A 19,258-nucleotide genomic window follows, 5' to 3' on the forward strand; every position below is an offset into this window, starting at 1 on the left:
AATTCTTTAGCCAGTGCTTACGAAGTAAGAATTGCCCATATGTCTGAAAGCCAGCCATATGAATGGCAATTCTTTTTAGGAGGTAGTCAAAAGTTGAACTCAAAACGATGGCTTGTTATATCAGCAGCTGTGCTGTTGGTTATAGCAGCTGGAATAGGGGTGTGGACACTGAAAGATCAAGGGCAGGAAGTACAGGACAACACAGCCGTTTACAACGGTCATGGAGGTACGTTCAAGAACACGCTCGCAGAGATCGATACGCCTGACCCAGCCGTTGTTTATAAGGATGGCTACTATTACATGACCTTTACGCACAACGGTGCTGATGTAATGGTTATAAAATCTCGAACAATCGACTTCAAGCAGGCAGAGCGGAAGACGGTATGGTACCCGGATATGGGGACGAATTATTCGGCTGAGCTGTGGGCTCCCGAGATTCAATTTATTCAGGGGAAATGGTATATCTACTTCGCTGCTGACGACGGACTTAATGAGAATCACCGGATGTTCGTCTTAGAAGCCGATACCGATGATCCGATGGGAAGCTATACCTTCAAAGGCCAAGTCAAGGACGACTCCAACAAATGGGCTATCGATGGCCTTGTGATGGAGCTCGACAATAAGCTTTATTTCGTATGGTCCGGCTGGGAGGGTGACATCAATGTGCAGCAAAATACGTACATTGCGCCAATGAGCGATCCGCTCACTATTAGCGGACCACGTGTCTTGTTATCCGAACCTGATCTGGAATGGGAGAAAGCCGGGGGCCCTCCTTATATTAATGAAGGGCATTCGATTCTCCATCATAACGGCCAGGTTCATATCGTCTATTCAGGCGCAGGCAGCTGGACGCCGTTCTATTCGCTTGGCATGTTATCGCTGAAAGAAGGAACCGACCCGCTTGTTGCCTCGAACTGGACCAAAGCAGAGCAGCCGATTCTCAAAATGGACGAAGAAGCAGGTGTATACGGTCCAGGACATAACTCCTTTGTTTCGTCGCCTGATGGCACAGAGCAATGGATCGTCTATCATGCGACAACAGCGCCGACGGATGGCTGGGGTAACCGCAAAGCACGTGCCCAGAAGCTGACTTGGGATGCGGAAGGCAAACTGCAAATCGGTAAGCCACTCTCGCTCGATACTGCTATTGAAGTTCCTTCGGGGATGGGCGTATTTAAGGCGGAACCGGCAGCAGCGGATGTAACATTTCATCTGATTCCGTCCAACGTTCATACAACGGCTCCACTGCTGATTCATTATCAGAATGAAACAGGGGAGATGCTTCAAGCTAAAGTAAGCGTGAACGGCGAGCAAGCATCAGAGGTTACACTTCCGAAGAGCAGCGGAATAGGTTATGCCTATACCGATATACCGCTTGCGGCAGGCATGAACGAAATCAGTATTTCAATTGATGGCGGGCAAGGAACAATTGAAGCGATTGAGATTCCAAGATATGAAGCGGAAGTTGCCTCGGCAGGCCCGCAAGGAACGGCCGAAGAAAATCTGTTTGCCTCGGGTACAGGCAAAGTTGTTATTGCCCCAGGCGAAGGTGAAGCGGTACGTTTCGAGAATATTCAGGTTCCGGTTAGCGGCAAATATGAGATCCGCGTAGCCGCCGCGAATTCATCTGGTAATGATGCAGAGCTGCATATCCGCGTGGAGGATAGCAAAGGAAAAGGTGACAGGGTTATTTTCCCATCCGGTAAGCGCAACAATTACCAGACACAATCTGTCACATTACAATTGAAGGCTGGTAAGAACGCCCTTATACTTGAGAATGCGACAGAAGAAGTACATGTCGATTATATGGACATCTTGAGAGTTTCTAACTAATAGCTTAGCTTACGAAGCAGGAATTGCTTCACCATTCTTTTTAGGAGGCGCTGGTCATGAGAGGCTTGTCCTTTCGAACAATCATTCTAACTGTAATCGGGGCAAGTCTTGCCTTGACTGGCTGCAGCCAAAACAATAATAAAGAGCCGGTATCCGCTGAAGCTAAGGCGCCGGTTATTCAGCTTAATTATTGGACCCCATTTAGCGGTGGCGATAATTTATTTATGACCGAAATGGTAGATCAGTTTAATCAGGAGCATGATGATATTCAGGTCGTCCAGATGAATTCACGTCTGGACGATTATTATTCACGGCTGAGAACAGCCATTTTATCGGGCAATGCCCCAGATGTTGCTATTATCCATGCAAGCTCCTTGCCCCAATTTGTGCAAAACGATTACGTTGAAGATTTATCTGAACCTGCCAAAGAGGTAGGTCTGGATTGGAATGTATATAACCAATCAGTTATGAAAGCCGCTTTATTCCAAGGTAAACCTTATGCCGTGCCGCTGGATACCCATGTGCTTGTCATGTATTACAATAAAACCTTTCTAGAGCAGGCTGGCGTGCTTGATGATCAGGGTAAACCGGTGATTGAAGGCGGAGAAACAGGCTTTACGAAGTTTCTGACAACGATTAAGCAAGCTGTGCCAAGTGATATCGCACCGCTTGCCCAGCCAAGCACACGGATTGATTCTGTCTGGCTGTGGTGGAGCTTGTACAACCAGATTCAAGGCGGCGGGAAGTTTTATAACGAGGACAGTACAAAAGCCGTGTTTAATAATCCGGCAGCGCTGAAAGCTTTAAGCTATGTGGAAGGGCTGTATAAAAGCAAGCTTATTCCGCCGAATATTCCTGATGCATTTAAGCTGTTTAATGAAGGGAAAGCAGCCGTCCTGATTAGTGGTGTATGGGCGACTGGCGCGCTTGAGAAAAATGAACAGCTGAACTTCGGCGTCGTTCCGCTGCCAACCATCTACGATAAGCCGGCTGCATGGGCAGATTCGCATACGTTAGCAGTTCCTGCACAGCATGAGATGACACCAGAGAAACGTGAGGCAGCAATGATCTTTATGAAATGGCTTGCTGAGCACGGTGCCAAATGGGCTGAGGCAGGCCATGTTCCAAGTGTAAGTGCGATTTTGGACACGGGTGCTTTCAAAGCGCTTGACTACAGAAGTGATTATGCAGAAGCGGCGAACGCAGTAGCTTTCTGGCCGAAGCATACGAAGCAGCATAGCTTGATTGAAGTCATCATCCGACAGTTCGAGCGAATGATTTATGGTCAGCAGACACCAGAGCAGGCGCTTCAAGCAAGTGAGGCGCAGATTAATCTCGAGTTGTCGAAGTGAGGGTGATAGGATGAAACTTCTTAAGCGTCCACAGCATTGGTTCAAAAATTTGGCACTCGCACGTAAGCTTATCCTCATTAATGTGCTCTTGATCGTTGTCCCGCTGGGGGTAATCGGGGCCTGGTCGTTCTCGATCTTCGCTTCCAAAATGGAAGAGCAGGTAGGTAAATACCAGCTTCAGATGCTGAAGCAGGTGACGCTGAATATTGATACCTATATGAATGAACTTAATCGGCTGTCGCTTATGCCGTATCAATACCAGGAGATTTTAGATTTTCTCGCGACCTCCCGTGAGCCCGGAGAAGCGTTAACTTTGCAGGAGATCGATGATCTGAACAACTTTGTCTCCAAAGTATTTCTGAACGGACGCGTCGATATTATGGGCATTTCCTTATTTGGCGAACATGGAGCCTCTTATGTCGTGCTGCCTGAAAGCCAATATATGACGACCTATCAGCTTGGCGGTAATCCAGAATGGCTCGATAAAGCGAAGGGAAGGTTCGGCCAGCCAACCTTTATCACGACACATGATGTGAAATCGACAAGCGGAACAGTGTACAAGGTGTTCTCCATCGCCCGCGAGCTTCGCAGTTTTGACAGCGGCGATACGCTTGGCTATATCGTCATCGATATTGACCCTGCGGCGGTTCGCAAACTGCTGTCACAGGTAAGCCTCGGCAGCAAGGAATCTCTGTACATGACCGACAGTGCGGGAGATCTGGTGCTGCGTAAGGAAAAAACAGCGATCTATCCCGTTATAGAAGGACTTACGCAGGAAGGGGTTTCTCATCATAAAGTAGACGGTAAAAGCCTGCTGGTTGCCCATGTCAATTCGGAAGTGACGGGCTGGACAACCGTTGGTGTCGTTCCTATATCAGAGCTGATGAAGGACAGTCTTGTTGTCCGCAACTCCATTTTACTTATTGGCGGAATTTGTATCGGATTAGCTGTGCTGTTATCCGTCGTAATCGCCTTCCGAATTACAAGTCCGCTTCGGATGCTGCGTTCACTGATGCGAAAGGTGGAGCGGGGCGATCTGAAGGTATCTTTCCCTGTTAAGCAATGGGATGAGGTTGGTCAGCTGGGCAGCGCTTTTAACATGATGGTATCACATCTGAGTGAGCTGGGTTACCGGTTGTATGAGACGGAGATTCGGGAGAAGGATGCTGAGATTGCAGCGCTGCAAAGCAAGATCAACCCGCATTTTCTATACAATACGCTTGGCTCAATCTCCATGTATGCCGAGGTGGAAGGCAACCGGGAAGTTGTTACGATGACGAATAATTTGAGCCGTCTGCTCCGCTATTCGTTAAGCGGCCGCAAGGAGACGGTAACGCTGCGCGATGAGCTGGATCATGTTCAAGGCTATATGACCATTCAAAAAATGCGTTACGAGGATCGAATTGATTTCCGTCTGGAGATTGATGAAGCCTTGTACAGCTGCCCGGTTATTCCTCTTATGATTCAACCAATCGTGGAGAATGCCATTAATCACGGGTTGGACAAAGGGATTGGAGAGGGCCTTATCCGGCTTTCCTGTTATCAGGAGCAGGGGGTATTAACCATTGTTATTGAGGATGACGGAATTGGCATGACCAGCGAGCAGCTGAGCACGATTCGTTATCGGCTGGAGAAAATTCATGATCTTGGCGGCACTACCGGCAACGGACTCATGAATGTGCATCGCAGAATTAGGCTGCATTATGGGGAGCAATACGGACTTCAGCTGGAAAGTATGCCTTTCCAAGGTCTTAAGGTCATTATAAATATGCCAATCGCTTATTCCATGACAGGTTAGGAGGACAAGCCAATGCCTACCATTCTTATTGTTGATGATGAGGCTATTTTTCGTAAAGGTCTTCGTAAAATCGTCGAGTCCTCTTCCGGCAGCTGGCAGGTTGCGGGCGAAGCGAGGGATGGCTATGAAGCGCTCGAAATGCTGGAGAGCTTACTGCCCGACGTACTTCTGACCGATATCCGCATGCCACGGATGGATGGATTGCAATTGATCCAAATTACGAAGCAGCGTTTCCCGAATCTGCTTGTTATTGTGCTTAGCGGCTTTGATGAGTTTACGTACCTGCAGCAGTCGCTGCGCCATGGGGTTCGGGATTACTTGATGAAGCCGGTGGAACGGGAAGAGTTGTTCAAGACATTAGATCGACTAGAGAGTGAGCTGACTCAGGTACAGACGGCATCAGAAGTTTATGCAGCGGAGCCTGCGGATGCACGGATGATTCGTCAGCATGTAAGCGAGCATTTAGTTGCCGGACTTCTTAAGGGCTATATGAATGAAAGTGATTTGGCGCTTCTGGCAAAAATCGGCCTAACCTTCACTGAGCCGAACTTCGCCTGTATGCTTATCAAGCTGGACAAAGATGCCCTGGATCAAGAACGGTATGATAAAGCGGATCCAAGCTTATTCCAGCTGTATATTCAACAGATCGTTCAGGAATTACTCGACCAGCGTGCTAAAGGGTTTTCTTTTATTTTATCGGAGACAGAGGTCGTTGCTCTTGTGAATGTGGCCAGTCAGCCTGAGGCAGGCAATCCACTCTTTGAGCTGTCGGAGACTATTCGCAGGCGGATGATCTCTTTATCGAGATTGACAGTTACGATTGGCTTAGGCAGGACGGTTAGTGGGATCAAGGAAATCCCGCGTTCTTTCCAAGAGGCGAAGATCGCGCAGCTGCATCGGTTAATTGTAGGCGGTGACCGTGTAATCAGTTATGAGCGGATGAATGAAGCTAACGAAGAACTGGCGTGGAGCTCAACACGTGAGCAGTCGCTCGAATGGCTGGAGTCATCTATTCAGGAAGGGAAGACTGAGCAGACGATCCAGCATGTTGTCACCTTCATTACAAGCCTTTGTTCACAAGCGAAAAGTCCTGAGATCATTCATCAGCAAATCTGCAAGCTGCTTATTCATGGATATGAGGAAGCGGAGAAGCTGGGGCTTACGAAAAGCTGGCTTGGCGAGCGGACCATTCAAGCCGTGCTGCTGGAGATTTGCTCGCTTAACTCACGCGCTGAGCTTATTGAATGCTGTCGTTCTTATCTTGGCAGACTGTCGGAGTGTATCGCCTACGGGCAGCGCCATTCCGATCATGATCCGATTGAGAAGGTCATCCGTTTTGTCAATCAGCATTATCAGGAGCCGCTGTCACTGAAGCATGTGGCGGAGCATGTTTTCCTGAATCCTGCGTATTTGTCTACCTTATTTAAGCAGCGAACAGGAACATCACTTGTGGAATATTGGACCGATCTGAGAGTGAATGATGCGAAGAAACGTCTCGTTACCTCGAATGAGAAAGTGACGGTTATTGCAGAGAGTACAGGCTTCGGGAATATCCGGCATTTCAACCGTGTGTTCAAAAGCGTCACTGGTCTGGCCCCGATTGACTATCGGGAGCAGGCAAGGTCAGTGAAGGTATAGATGGAACCAGCCAGAAGAGCGGATTAATGTTCTTCTGGCTGGTTCTATTTCTATTTTACCGATCAAGAGGATCGGCCCGATTCTATTCTAATTGCACACAAAACGGAGACATTTTGGAGCAATACCCGAGTATATAACGATAATACCGCGACGGACTAACGCAGAAGCTGCTCCATCTTCGAGACCGTTTGTTTATCAGCCGACAGATTAATCGTGACGGTATAATGAGGGGAATCAGTTGCGATAAAAGACAGCTGGTTAAATAGTAATTTCCCAACTGTCGGATGATAATTGATTTTCTTCCCTTCCGGGCCGTTCAGCACATCATGCTGCGGCCACCATTCCCGGAACTCTTCACTTGTTTGCTGCAGCTCGCTGATTATCTCCATCCACCAGGAGTCACCTGGAAATTTGGCGTAACCGGCACGGAACTGGGCTAGCCTGTGTCTGGCATGCTTCTCCCAGTTCTCCCGCAACAGCTCCCTCACGCCAGGCAGATGGAATGAACGCCATACCGTGTTTCTTTCACGCTCCGACATGGATTCGAAAGGGCCATATATCATGTCTGCAGCTGTATTCCAGGCTCTTATGACCAATCGCTGATCGGTTATAAAAGCCGGACTTGTACCTTGAAGGTCAAGGAAAGTCTGCAGGGTCTCACTGATACTGTTCTCTTCTATGGACTGGTCAGCAGGCACCTGCTGGAGAGCAAGCAGAAACAGATGCTTCCTTTCATCGGCATCCAGCTGGAGCGCTCGGCTGATACTATCCAGTACCTGAGCGGATACCTGGATCGGACGGGCCTGCTCCAGCCATGTATACCAGTCGACACTTACCCCTGACAGCATAGCTACTTCCCCGCGTCTAAGCCCTGGTGTCCGGCGGCGTCCGCCGTCTGACAGTCCAGCCAGCTCCGGTGACAGCCTAGCCCGCCGCGTCCGCAGAAATTGCGCTAGTTCCCGTTGTCTTACAGAATCATCCATGATACAAAACCTTCTCTCTTCTTCCCATTATCGAAATTCCTATCGTAGGAGAAAAACTCCTAGGATAAGCTATCATCTTAATCTCGCTGTGAATCCATTATACACTCTATGAGAATTCGACTTGAAGAGTAAGGTAGGGGAAAAACAATGGAGAAGGCTTTACAAAACGTATCCGGCCGAAGTGGGCTGCTGCTTCTTGGTCTATCGCTTGGCTATTTTATGGTACTGCTGGATATGACGGTTGTTAGTGTTGCCCTTCCGGCGATCCATGCGGATCTCGGGGGAGGGATTACCGATCTGCAATGGGTAGTGAATGCTTATACAATTGTGTTTGCGGGACTGCTGCTATCGATGGGAGTATTCGCGGACAGATTGGGAGCGAAGCGAATCTATATAGGCGGTCTCATTTTGTTTTTTGCCGCATCAGCTGCATCAACCGCTGTAACGTCGACAGGCGCACTCATCGGCTTAAGGGCGATCCTTGGGATTGGAGGCGCGGCTTTGCTGCCAGCCTCGCTGGCATTATTGTCACATACCTATCCCGTGCCGACCGAACGGGCCAAGGCACTTGGCATATGGACAGCGGTAACGGGGGCTGCGATGGCGGCGGGGCCTGTTATAGGCGGAATACTGGTGGACTCTTTTGGATGGCGGAGTATATTTCTTCTGAATGTACCGGTTGCCGGTATCAGTCTGCTCCTGACTTATTTGCATGCAGGGGAAACCCCGCGTACTGAAAAGAAAAGCTTCGATATAGGAGGGCAGTTGACTGCTTTGGCCGCTATAGCAGCCCTTTCTTTCAGTTTGATGGAGGGGCAAAGCTACGGCTGGTACTCTCCTGTTATACTGGGAACGTTTGGTTTGGCGGTCATCGGAATAATCCTGTTTATCATGATTGAGGCCAAAGGAGTGGCTCCGCTGTTTCCGCTGCAATTATTCAGGAACAGCACCGTGTCAGCAGGGTTGATTGCTGGATTGGTCATTAATATTGGGTTATCCGGTGTACTGTTTGTACTTCCATTGTTTTTTCAGCAAATCCGGGGGTTAACCGCTCATACAGCCGGGCTGTCTCTGCTTCCGATGATGCTGCCGCTGGCCTTTAATCCGATTCTTACTGGACGGATAGTCAGCCGAATTGGAGCACGGAAACCAATGGCGGCGGGATTCAGCCTTGGAGCTGGAGGAACACTGCTCCTGGCATTGACGAATCAGAGCACTAGTTATGCATGGACATTCGTTGGTTTATTATTAATAGGCTTTGGGGTATCCTTAACCATTCCTGCGCTGATGTCGGCGGTTATGTCCTCTGTAGCAAGGGAGCAGACGGGCACTGTTTCCGGTGCGATAAATGCAAGCCGTCAGCTTGGCTCGGTTCTCGGTGTTGCCTTGCTTGGAGCCGTATTGAACGGAAGCCAGTCGTTTATCACCGGAATGCAAATCTCTTTTATCCTAATTACTATCCTTTTGTTCGGCGGATCTGTTCTAACCTTTGCTATATTCGGTAGGAAGGGATAAGGATGAAGATGTCTATGCGATGGAAAGCATCTTAATATAACACCTAATATTCCCAATAATACACCTCGTCCTGTAAACCCTTACATTCTAAGATGAGAGAAGCATCTAATTCTTGAATTGGAATTAAGGGGGAGTACGAATGGCACGAAGCAAGGCAATGCTGTCTGCTTTAATGGCGCTGCTGCTGTTGTTAACGGCGTTTCCGGTATATGCGGCAGACAAGGATAACGAAGCAGTCAGTACGGTAAGCAGTGGGTCAGACCACTATGTGCGAATCAAGAGTAAATGGAAGAGCAATTATTTGTATGAGGGCTCGGACGGTGTTGTCCGTTATGGTTTTACGGCCACGGATAATGAGAGTTCGTATTGGATTATTGAAGAGAATGGCGGGATAACACGGATCAAAAACCGCGCAACCGGCCATTACATCACCAAGGAGGATACGAATCAGCGTCGTGATCCTCTGTACAGCCGCAGCATTACGACCAGTACTTCAGATGATCAATGGATCATTGCAGATTCAAGCCGTGCCGGATATGTCATTATCAAGAATGCCAGCGATCCGTCAGCCAATCTGGTTATTCACGAGGAAGACCAGCTTGGATTTGCTGAGGTCAGCGGCGATATTAATATCACATTTGAAAGTCCGCAGTGGGCACTGGAACCGGTAGATCCTGCGGGCGCTCCCGTCCGGATTGTGAATCAATTCAAGGCAGGACAATATTTGTATGAGGATAAGGATGGCTTCGTCAAATTTGGTGTTGCCAAAGGTATGACTGACCTGACAACCCATTGGTATGTTGAAACGGTAGAAGCAGGTGACGACGGCAGTTCAGTTATCCGACTGAGAAACCGTGCAACTGGCCATTATATCACGCAAGGTGCAGAAGGCTGGATGCAGCTTAAAGCCACTGCTCAAGACGGCGCGCGAAGTGAATGGACGAAGGCAACCGCAGCTAGTGCGGGCTTTGTTACTTTTACAAACGTATTAGCGGCGCAAGCGGAACCCTCCCTCACTTATGTGCTTAACACCCAGTTCCCGGATGACACGAATGTTCGGGCTAATGACTGGGCTCAGCCTTCGTGGGGCAGTGCGCAGTGGCGCATTGAACTGGCAGTGAATGAGCAGCCTGTCCGTATTGCCGCTTATTCGGATAATCCGGCGGATACTGTTTATTTGGTTGAAAATAACGGAATCGTTCAATATGGAGCTATTGACAGCGCCAACGCTGGCTTCTATCTGTGGGTTCTCGAGGATTACGACGGCAAGTCGCTTATCCGTAATGTTGCGACCGGCCATTATATTCGCAACGGTGTAGCTGAACCAACTGATCCGCTGACTGCCGATCAGCCGGTAGCTATTGATGCTTCCTATCAGTGGAGTCTGGCCTCTTCAAATATCTATGACGACTATAAAACAATTAAAAGTGCAAGCGGGACTAACGTCTATCTGCATAACGCGGATGCAGCTGGAGCTGCCCAAGCGGGAACGATTGATCCGGATACGAATCCGGCACAGTGGCTGTTTGCTGATCCGTCAGCCACAACGGACGGGTCCCCGCAGTTTGTACGCATCATGAATGAATGGCAGTCGATGTATCTGTATGAAGATCTGCAGGGCAATTTGAAATATGGCAATATCCGGGAAGATGATCAGCGTGATCAATGGGTCATTGAGCGCTTTCAGGGACGCAAGCGGATTAAGAACCGTGCGACCAATCATTATATTAATCTGCAAAATGTGACGGACGGTCATATTAAAGTGTCTGATGTGGAAGATGACTGGAAAAGCGCTGTATGGGTCATTGAGGATAAGGGCGGCGGCTCTAGACTAATCCATAGTGTTCTGGATACCAATAAGGTGGAAGGCTCTCAGACATATATTAACCTGCAGAACCTGACCAAGTATGCCGAGTATGGCATTATTAATCCGAACTGGGGAAGCCCGCGCTGGCGCTTTATTAATGTGCCGGAGGCAGCGCCAAGCAATATTCGGATCAAGAGCAAGCTGAGCGGCGGCTATTTGTATGAAGTAACGGAAGTAGGCTCGGATGATTTGGGCAAATTGAAATTTGCTGCCATTCCGGAATCCGATATCTCATCAGTCTGGTTCCCTGAGGATACGGGTGATGGAGTAGGATCTGTACGGCTGAAAAACCTCGCAACTGGTCACTACGTCTCCATGGAAGGGGTTGGCGGAACGGTTGAGCAGGATGCGCCGGACTTCAAGCTGATGGCCGAAAGCATCTATCCGCAATGGGGCAGTGCCAAATGGTACCTGCAGGACAGTACTGCTGCGGGCTATGTGAATATGAAGAGTGCATGGGCAGGCCATTTTATCTATGAAGCAAGTGGTGACGACGCTGGATATACCAAGGTAAGCAAGCTTGTTGCCGGCAACGATGAAGGACAATTTGCATTGGAAGAGGTTGAAGCTCCGGAGGCCCCACTGCCGGCTGTTCCCGTCCGGATTAAAAATGCAGCAACCAGCCAATTCCTTTACGAGAACCATGGCGGTGTTGTACTGTACGGGGATGTGGCAGCGGATAACGGCTACTCGCATTGGCTGCTTGAAGAAGATAACGGAGCCTATCGCATCCGTAACCGGGTCACCGGCCATTATATTTCGGTAGACGATAATTACCGGTATTTGACAAGCGTAGCCAGAGAGGAAGTTGGAGCAAAAGCAGATTGGTCAATTGAATCACAAGGCGCGACTTATTTGATCCGCACCTTGTACGGAAGCTACGATGATGAATATATCAATGTGCAAAATGGTGCAGGTTATGCGGAGCGCGGCTTATTCCCTGCTTCCTACGGGACGCTGCAGTGGAGCTTTGACAATGCGCCGGATGATTTCACGACGCCGGTGATGGGTGAAGAGCGAAATGAAACAACAAGCACACCTATTTTTGACGATACCAATTACATCACAATTACGGCCGGCGGCAAAAGCCTAGCACAATCGAACGGTACTGCGGTGGTAACTGCAAGCTCCGGCACGGGCAATTCAAGTGCTGAATGGCTGCTGCAGGACTATAATGGCCGCAAGCTGATCAAGAATCGTGCAACAGGCAAGCTGCTTTCACTGGATCTTTTACTCAAAGACAGTGCTGTAATTACGGATGCCGAGCAGTGGGTCATTGAAGAACGCTTAGGCCAGTTTGTTCTGGTTAACGCATCCGATAAGAGCGGAGCATTGCATGTAGCGGATAGTGAGCTGCTTTATGGAGAAGTGACGACGCCTGCATTGTGGAGCTTTACTCCGGCTCGGGGCAAAGTCATTTATGAAGCGGAGAACGCCTTCCACAGCCAAAGCATCACAGCCGCTGCATTATCGGAAGGCTATACTGGTACGGGTTACGCAACAGGATTGAAGAATGAGAATGATCTTATCCGGTTTGTCGTGAATGCTGAGGAAGCGGGTGCTTATGACGCCTTTATCCGTTACCTGGGCAGTCAAGCCGGTGATTTAAAAGTAACGGTAAATGGCATTCCGTCTGATTCCGTTACGGCTACGGCGGCTTCGAGCTGGAAGATTGCCAAGATTTCGCTTGACCTTCGTGCAGGCGTTAACACGGTTACGGTACAGAAGGGAGCAGCAGGAAACGGCAGCTATTCCATCGACTCGCTTTCCGTTGAGGATGCAGTTAACCTGGCTTACCGCGGAGCGACAGTTCCTTACGTTACTTACGAAGCTGAGCATGCGGCAACGAATGGTTCGTTAATAGGACCTTCTCGAGTCTATCGCGAGATGGCTTCCGAAGCTTCCGGCAGACAGGCGGTTAAGCTGGATGAAACGGGTGAGTATGTGGAGTTTACTCTTGCGGAGGCGGCTAACTCTATCGTATTGCGTTATGCGATCCCGGACAGCGCAGACGGCAGCGGACTGCAAGAAACGCTTGGGCTCTATGTAAATGGTGAATTCAAGCAAAAGCTGAATCTGACATCGGAATACGCTTGGGAATACGGCAGCTACCCTTGGTCTAATGATCCAAAGCAAGGCAGTGCACACCGCTTCTTTGATGAAATTCATGCGCTAATTGGCGATGTTCCTGCTGGTGCGACAATCAGGCTCGAGAAGGATGCAGACAGCTCTGCTGATTATTATGTCATTGACCTGGCCGACATGGAGCAGGTTGCAGATTCGTTTGTTATGCCGGATGGTTTCCTCTCGGTGGCGGACTACGGCGCAGCGGCTAATGATGGAGCGGACGATACAGCCGCTTTTAATGCCGCAATGACAGCAGCAAAAGCATCTGGTAAAGGTGTCTGGTTCCCGGCAGGAACGTTCGAGCTACGTGACAGCTTGCTGCATGTAAGTAATGTGACGATCCGAGGCGCTGGCATGTGGTATACAACTCTGCTTGGTGCCCGGTTTATCGGAGATGGCGGCAACATTCAAGTATATGATCTTCTTGTGGACGGCGATTTGAACATCCGGGATGATGAAGCAAGCACACATGGCTTTGAAGGTGAGTTTGGTCCAGGCTCCGTTATTCAAAATGTATGGATCGAGCATTCCAAGACTGGTCTCTGGCTGACGCGCATCAAAGGCAGTACGGGATTTACTGACAGCCTCCATATGATTGGGTTGCGAATGCGTAATTTGATGGCGGACGGCATCAACTTCTGTGTAGGAACGAGCAACAGTATGCTGGAGCAAAGCGATATCCGTTACCCAGGTGATGACGGTATTGCAATGTGGTCGGCAGAAGGTGTAGCCAGCGTCAATAATACAGCTCGCTTTAATACGGTATCTCTTCCTTGGCTGGCGGATAACATGGTTATTTTCGGCGGCAAGGACAACAAGATGACTGATAATATTGCAAAGGACACGATTACAAATGGTGCAGGCGTAGCGGTATCGACTCGGTTTAATCCGGTTCCGTTCAGCGGGAAAACGGTGGTGGAGCGAAATACACTGATCCGTACCGGAAGCTTTGATACTGGCTATGGCATTAACCTTGGTGCGATCTGGGTATTTGCAAGCGAGAAGGATTTGAACGGAACCGTATATATCCGCAACAACACAGCCCTCGACAGCACGTATGCCGGACTAATTGTTCATGGTGACTTCCGGGTTAGCGGCGTCACTATGGAGAACACCGTAATTGACGGCACGGGTACAAACGGCGTGGATATTACGCCAAATGTCAAAGGCTCGGTTATCGTCGATAACATGATCGTCCGCGGCGAACGAATTGCCGTTGTCAACGATTCCAATTCGGGCTTTGCATTCGAGGAGCATAATGAAGGCTTCGCAAGTCTGCTCAAGCCGTTTCAATTCGTGTTAGGTGACGACCTTATCGGTCCTTTCGAGATACAGAAACGCACCTCTCAACCGGTCCATGTGTTTAACCGAAGCGGGGAAGAAGTGACAGAGGATGCCGTTATTACAACTGATAACAATACTATGGCTTATCTGGATAATGGAATTTTGAGAGCAGTAAGGCCTGGCGTTGTAAAAATATCGGTTACTTATAATGGAGCGACACGAGTATTTACGCTGCAGGTTACTGGCGAAGAAGACAGCAATACCAGTACGAATCCGAGCAGCAGCGGAACGGATGTCATTACAGCAGCTGCAAAACCGGAAGACAATGATTTGGCTTTGAAGAACAAGGTGAACAGCGGACTTTCTATTGTTACGATTGATGTCAGTGGTGCTGCTGTATTCGGCAAGGCTGCCTTTACAGTAAAAGCTTTGCAGGAGCTTGCTGCTTCCAAACCGGACACGATGTTGGTTGTGAGAAGCAAGGAGGGAAGCTATACCTTCCCGCTGAAGCAGCTTGCTCAGATTTTGAAGGCAAATGGTATGACAGATACGACTAATGCCATATGGACCTTCATTATTCAACCGGCAGCAGCCGACTTGGCTGCGAAGCTGAACAAGGATGCAGCAGATCAAGGCGTAACAACGGTTGGCTCTGCAGTTGATTTCAGCATCACGGTTCAATCCGGTACGCAAACAGTTGTGGTTACTAGCTTTGGCGGTGCTTATGTGGAACGGATGATTACGGTAGATGGCGTGCAGGAGTCGGACAGATTAACCGTATTGGTCTATGACTCGACAACGGGTACATTTAGTCCGGTACCAGCTGTTGTTTCGGTAAAAGATGGTAAAACCGTTGTTACCATTAAGAGCATGGGCAACAGCATTTACACGGCTGCAAAGCTTGACCGTACATTCACGGATACGGCGAGCCATTGGGCGAATGCAGACATTGCCTTACTTGCCGGCAAGGGAATCTTGAATGGCGTATCCGCAGGCAAGTTTGAACCGGAGCGTGCGGTCACCCGTGCAGAGTTCGCAGCGATGCTCGTTCGTGCGCTGGGTATCCGACAAATCGGAGAGGCTCGGGCCTTCAAGGATGTTGCTGCTGGCAGCTGGTATGAAGAGACAGTTAAGCTTGCATCTGGTGCTGGCATCATTAACGGCTACGAAGACGGATCCTTCCGTCCGAATTACAAGGTCACCCGTGAAGAGATGGCCATCATGGCGGTTAAAGCGCTGGAGCTTGCAACAGGCAGCAAGCTGGTTGCAGCAGATCTGAACTATAAGGATGCGGGCCAAATCTCCAATTGGGCATCCGACGCGGTCTGCAAGGCCACAGGAGCAGGTCTGTTAAAAGGCATGCCGGATAGTTCCTTTGCACCGGCAGGCAGCGTAACCCGTGCCGAAGCGGCAACTCTATTGAAACGGCTTCTTGTTTCGGCAGAATTAATCAGCGAAGAGGGATAAGTTTAGAATTTTCAAAAAAGAGATGGTCCCGTTGCCAATGGCAATAGGACAGTCTCTTTTTTTTGCTCCGAAGGCAGGCATTAGTGGGACAACTCTGTCGTCCTCTAGCAGTTTTGTGTTTAGTTGACGTTGTTATTGACTAACCTTGGTTTTATTCGATAATCTAACTGTATTTGGATTAATCCATCTCCATATGATTAACGGTATTCTTATTCCTCAAATCGGGAGGTTTAATGATGAGATTGCAAGGGAAAATCGCCATAGTCACAGGTGTGAGCCGAGCTAACGGAATCGGAGCTGCTGTTTGCCGGGCATTTGCCGTTGAAGGAGCCAGCCTATTTTTTACACATCTGTATGAATACGATAAACATATATATCCGAATGATGTCGATTTAAATTGGCCTAATCATTTCGCTGAGGAACTACGTCAATTAGGCATTCAAGTTGGGCATATGAGCTTGGACCTGGCATTATCGGGCTCAAGCTCCTTATTGCTGGAGGAAGTATTAAAGGAGGTTGGTTTTCCGACAATCCTCGTTAATAACGCAACATATAGCGTTGATGCAGATTTTAGACAATTAAACGAGGCGCTCATCGACGCACATTGTGCTGTGAACATCAGAGGGACGTTTATGTTATCCGCGGAATTCGCTCGTATGGTAGAGAGTAAAACCCATTCGTCAGAAAGAAAACTTTGTGGACGGATTATCAATCTTACTTCAGGTCAGGGTAAAGGCCCCATGCCAGGAAATCTTGCTTATGCCGCGACAAAAGGTGCCATCTCGGTATTTACTGAATCCTTAGCAGCAGAACTAGCACCGCTATGTATTACGGTGAACGCTGTTGATCCAGGTCCTACTGATTCGGGCTGGATGTCCGAAGAGGTAAAGAAAGCTCTTCTGCCGCAATTTCCGATGGGGCGTATTGGGCTTCCTGATGACGCGGCACGTCTTATTACTTTTCTGGCAAGCGATGAATCACAGTGGATAACCGGTGAAATTCTCCATTCAAGAGGTGGTTTTTAACTTTACATTAAGTAACAACGAATCGCTATGAGTGGAGCAACGAAGGCAAAGATGACTCCATCATTGGAATGATTTCAAATACACTTGAAGAAGAAGTAGATTTACTGAATGTGTATCATCAATTAAGAAAGAAGTTTGAAATGAAGATGGAACATAGGATTGAGTTAGATCATTTAGCAGGATACTTATAGATGTCATGTTAATAAAAATGAAAAGGCTGCCCCATCGGTCATCTAGGACGACGAGGCAGTCTTTTTCACATGCGCTTTAGCCCAATAACGTTACGAGGATTCGTTAGATTCCCGGTATGTGCTCTCCAGTCTGCTTTCGCAAGGTACACTCCAAACAAGAAGTCAATTCTAACGAGAAAAAAGTAAAAATAACGGCATAGGTGTCGTACTTGAATTTTCTATAATAAAAACAACTTCAAAAACTTCCTACTATTCTAAGAAATTCGAGGTGCTTAATATGGAGACTTCACCACAAGTAATGGGAAAGCTGGAGAAGCCGAAAAAAGTACGCTCGCTGCAAAGCGGAGAGACTCTTGCCGGTTTGCTGTTCGTGAGCCCAATGCTCATTGGCGTATTTATTCTCGTCCTGCTCCCCATCATAGCAACAATTGTACTTAGCTTTGCAGATTGGAATTTTGTTCAAGGCTGGAAAGGGATTGACTGGGTAGGCTTAGGTAACTTCAAAAAGCTGTTCCATGATGATCAATTCTTACGTTCCGTACGCAATAACTTTGTCTTCCTGCTGGCTGTACCGGTGTATATGTTAATCTCCATGGTGCTCGCCGTTCTCATCGACCGCCATGTCTATTTGAAAAGCTACTTCAAGGTTGCTTACTTCATGCCTTATATTTCGAGCATCGTTGCTGTTGCTGTCGTATGGCAAGTCTTGTTCCAACCATCGTATGGACCCATTAACCAGGTGCTGCACACCTTAGGCTTCAGCAACCCGCCGAAATGGATTGCCGATCCGCATTACGCACTTATTTCCATCATGATGATCGTGGTTTGGACTTCTATCGGCTTCAATATGATTATCTACACCGCTGGTCTGCAGTCGATTCCGAAGGATCTGTATGAAGCGGCTGATATTGACGGAGCGAACGGCTGGGTCAAATTTGCAAGAATTACGTTCCCGCTGCTGTCGCCAACATCGTTCTTCCTTCTTGTAACCGGTGTCATCGCAACCTTTAAAGTGTTTGATATTATTGCCGTTATGACGCAAGGTGGTCCGATTGGCTCTACCTCGCTGATGGTCTGGTATTTGTACGATACAGCATTCGTTAATCTTAAAGTTGGTTACGCCTCATCTATTGCGGTCATGCTGTTCGTCTTCGTTCTTCTTATTACATTTGGACAATGGATTGCACAGAAGAAATGGGTTAATTATTAATCGCGGAAGGAGCGGTACTTCATGCCAACAACAAACACAGGCTTCAACTGGCGCAAAGGCGTTATTACAGTCATTATGTTCGCAATAAGCATCATTTTCCTGATGCCGTTTATATGGATGCTGATTACCTCTTTTAAATTAGAAAAGGATGTATTCGTTTATCCCATTGAGTGGATTCCGAAACATTGGCATGCCATAGAGAACTACAAGGAAGTATGGGTGGGAGATTATCCCTTCTGGAAATACTATCTCAATTCGATTAAAGTAGGCGTTACGACTACGTTTATCTCGGCTCTGCTTTCATCGTTTGCTGCTTACGGGTTCTCGAAGATTAAATTTAAAGGAAGCAACTTCTTGTTTCTGATTGTACTCGCGACGTACATGGTGCCAAGCCAAGCGATTCTGATCCCGCAATTTATTTTGTATCGTCAGATCGGCTTGTTCGACAGCTTGTGGGGTCTTATTCTTCTTAGCAGTTTCAGCGTATTGGGGACCTTTATGCTTCGCCAATTCTTTATGGGCGTCCATCAGGAATTTATTGAGTCAGCTAAAATTGATGGGGCGAACCATTTCCGGACTTTCTGGAGTATTGGTCTTCCGCTTGTGAAGCCTGCCGTTGCAACCTATGCGATTTTGCGCTTTATCTGGACATGGAATGACTATCAGAACCCGCTTATTTTCCTCCGAAGCGACAATCTGTTTACCATTCCACTGGCGATGCAAAAGTTCACTTCGCTTAGCGGCGAATTCTACTCGCTAATTATGGCAGCTGCGGTATCTGCGATCCTGCCGCTCCTGATTGTATTTATCATTGGTCAGAAGAGTGTTATCGAAGGTATTGCACTTGGCGGCGTAAAAGGGTAATGAAAGCGTTAGCAGAAAGTCGAATTTGTTGCATTTTAGGTAAAGATAGTTTCATCCTTACCTGACATCTGCTCACTATAATGAAAACTATCAACATCCTATTA

10 protein-coding genes are annotated in these 19,258 nt (G+C 48.2%); 9 read left to right on the forward strand and 1 reads right to left on the reverse strand.

Annotated elements, in window-relative coordinates:
* Positions 1-93: 93 nt before the first annotated feature.
* The 4 genes from AB4Y93_RS19875 to AB4Y93_RS19890 are packed head-to-tail and all read left to right on the forward strand — an operon-like array spanning position 94 to position 6,621.
* Positions 94-1,833, forward strand: a complete 1,740-nt coding sequence (locus tag AB4Y93_RS19875; RefSeq protein ID WP_441894588.1) for a family 43 glycosylhydrolase — start codon at positions 94-96, stop codon at positions 1,831-1,833.
* A 56-nt stretch (positions 1,834-1,889) separates the two neighbouring features.
* Positions 1,890-3,185, forward strand: coding sequence for an ABC transporter substrate-binding protein (locus tag AB4Y93_RS19880; RefSeq protein ID WP_441894589.1), 1,296 nt, complete (start codon positions 1,890-1,892; stop codon positions 3,183-3,185).
* Positions 3,186-3,195: 10 nt separating this feature from the next.
* Positions 3,196-4,983 carry a cache domain-containing sensor histidine kinase gene (locus AB4Y93_RS19885; RefSeq protein ID WP_441894590.1) on the forward strand — a complete coding sequence of 596 codons (1,788 nt, stop codon included), beginning with the start codon at positions 3,196-3,198 and terminating at the stop codon, positions 4,981-4,983.
* 12 nt (positions 4,984-4,995) lie between these two features.
* Entirely contained in the window at positions 4,996-6,621 is a 1,626-nt protein-coding gene (locus AB4Y93_RS19890; protein WP_441894591.1) for a response regulator, read from the forward strand.
* A 155-nt stretch (positions 6,622-6,776) separates the two neighbouring features.
* Here AB4Y93_RS19890 and AB4Y93_RS19895 read toward each other — a convergent pair whose 3' ends face one another.
* Positions 6,777-7,604 carry a helix-turn-helix transcriptional regulator gene (locus AB4Y93_RS19895; protein WP_441894592.1) on the reverse strand — a complete coding sequence of 276 codons (828 nt, stop codon included), beginning with the start codon at positions 7,602-7,604 and terminating at the stop codon, positions 6,777-6,779.
* Positions 7,605-7,751: 147 nt separating this feature from the next.
* Between AB4Y93_RS19895 and AB4Y93_RS19900 the strand changes: the two genes are divergently transcribed.
* From AB4Y93_RS19900 to AB4Y93_RS19920, 5 genes are all read left to right on the forward strand, one after another.
* Entirely contained in the window at positions 7,752-9,119 is a 1,368-nt protein-coding gene (locus AB4Y93_RS19900) for an MFS transporter (RefSeq protein ID WP_441894593.1), read from the forward strand.
* Positions 9,120-9,258: 139 nt separating this feature from the next.
* The gene (locus tag AB4Y93_RS19905) at positions 9,259-15,864 is read left to right on the forward strand and encodes an S-layer homology domain-containing protein (protein ID WP_441894594.1); all 6,606 of its coding nucleotides are present in this window, start codon (positions 9,259-9,261) and stop codon (positions 15,862-15,864) included.
* A gap of 233 nt (positions 15,865-16,097) precedes the next feature.
* Positions 16,098-16,889 (forward strand): SDR family oxidoreductase, encoded by a 792-nt coding sequence (locus AB4Y93_RS19910; protein ID WP_441894595.1) that lies wholly within the window; start codon positions 16,098-16,100, stop codon positions 16,887-16,889.
* A 468-nt stretch (positions 16,890-17,357) separates the two neighbouring features.
* A complete protein-coding gene (locus AB4Y93_RS19915) occupies positions 17,358-18,290 on the forward strand; it encodes a carbohydrate ABC transporter permease (RefSeq protein ID WP_441894596.1) in 933 nt (310 codons plus the stop codon).
* 21 nt (positions 18,291-18,311) lie between these two features.
* On the forward strand, positions 18,312-19,154 hold the full coding sequence (locus AB4Y93_RS19920) for a carbohydrate ABC transporter permease (RefSeq protein ID WP_167277345.1): 843 nt from the start codon (positions 18,312-18,314) through the stop codon (positions 19,152-19,154).
* Positions 19,155-19,258: the final 104 nt, after the last annotated feature.

This window comes from Paenibacillus sp. YAF4_2, assembly GCF_052113225.1.
In the GTDB taxonomy this organism is placed as follows: domain Bacteria; phylum Bacillota; class Bacilli; order Paenibacillales; family Paenibacillaceae; genus Pristimantibacillus.